Origin of the sequence: Succinivibrio dextrinosolvens DSM 3072, assembly GCF_900167015.1 — a bacterium.
Taxonomy (GTDB): domain Bacteria; phylum Pseudomonadota; class Gammaproteobacteria; order Enterobacterales; family Succinivibrionaceae; genus Succinivibrio; species Succinivibrio dextrinosolvens.
In genome coordinates this window covers 1-1,736 of sequence record NZ_FUXX01000091.1, presented here as the reverse complement: position 1 = coordinate 1,736, position 1,736 = coordinate 1, and the positions used below count along the sequence as shown (strand labels likewise).

The 1,736-nt window shown below is 35.5% G+C and carries 1 protein-coding gene; it reads right to left on the bottom strand.

What is annotated here, in order from left to right; all coding sequences use genetic code 11:
• Positions 1–160 precede the first annotated feature (160 nt).
• Entirely contained in the window at positions 161–1,300 is a 1,140-nt protein-coding gene (locus tag B5D46_RS11920) for a porin (protein ID WP_078929643.1), read from the bottom strand.
• Between the last annotated feature and the right edge of the window lie 436 nt (positions 1,301–1,736).

The window sequence follows — 1,736 nt, the reverse complement described above, 5'->3', positions numbered from 1 at the left end:
AAGTTTACTCCAATCCCGACGATTGGATAGAAGAAAGCCCTGATGAATTTTATTATATTCAAATCAGGGCTTTCCACAGATTCACGGATGAACCTGAAAAATCCCCACAGATTAATATTCTGTAGGGATCTGATTAGTTAATTAAATCAAACTTGATTGATTAGAAGGTGTAACGAGCACCGACTGAGAAGATGGTCTTGTCGATCTTCTTAGCTAAGCCTTCAGCATGATCTGAACCAGCATTGAAACCAGCCTCAGTCCAAATATTGAAGTTTGGATTTAACTTGTAGTTTACAAATACAGGAATTCTCTTAACCTTAAAGTCTAGGGTCTTACCAACTCCTTCTTCATCCAAAGTATACTTTGCTGACTCATAACCAATTAAGAATGACACGCCATTATCAAACGCATAGCCACCAGATAACTCAAAACCTTTAACCTTAAATGAGTCATCATCAAAGCCATCCACATAATCAGCCGGCTCAATAATGCCTTTCATCTTACCGTAATCATACAATGCAGCTAAATATAAACCTGAGTTTAAATTACCCCATGAAACACCAGCAGCTGCATGCTTAAAGTTATTAAATGTATATGTTCCTGCCTTGCCAGCCTTAGCATCACCATCCTTCTGGCCTTTTAAATAGCTATAACCAACGCGGAAATCTAAAGGACCAAACACTAAATCGCCGGTCTTATAACCTAACGCTGCACTATAACCGGAGTCGACATTAAATTTATTATCGAAATCAAATAAAGTACCCTTATCATTATCAAAAACAGGAGCACTATCCTGAGCAGTCTGAATACCTAACTGTCCATGGAAACCATAGTTATCATAAGTATACATAATCTGACCAGCACGACGAGCACCATTGAAATTACCCTGAACAGCACCTGCTGCATCTTCATAGTGATCAGTTACATTTTCAACATAATATGATGCATCACGGAACTTACCAGCAGTTAAAACACCAAACTCACCGAAATCAGCACCAACATACTGCTCACGAGCCTTGGTACCATTACCTGTACCTTTGTTATCCATATCCCATTGAGCATAGCCAATACCTGCAACCCAATCAGTAATCTGAGTTTTGCCTTGTAAACCAAAACGAGCAGTATTCAGAAGCTGAGAATCGTTTTCAGCGGCATTTTTTCCAGTGTGATTTCCACTGTAGAATACAGACTGAATACGACCATTAATTCCTAATGAAGTACCGTCTTTATCATAAACAGTAGCTGCGTTTGCAGAAGCGGCAACAGCTACAACAGCTAAAGCTAATAATGATTTTTTCATAATATATATCCCCAAATATAATCTCATAAATATCAAGTAATCGTATAAAACAATTACATGAAAATTATCGCTTATTTTTATAAATAATATTTGAAGTTCATCTCAAAATGAAAATTTTACAGGTATATAACCTACTGTTATTGTAAAAAAATTGAATTTTATTGCAAAAAATAAAGAAAAAAGAGTTGATAAAATAGCTGGTTAAGAAATATTGTGCATTAAAACAATCAAAAACAGTGATTAAAATCAATAAATATTAATAAAAAATGATTATTTATTACTCAAACTTATGATTCCAAATAATCAGTATACTTAATTAATTGAGTAGGGCGAGTATTTAGCTCAGCCCTCTCACAACACTTATCCCGACTTTATGATTATACCGTAAAGCAGCAAAAATCGGCTTAGTTACGGGCATCGGTACATAAAAAGTCGG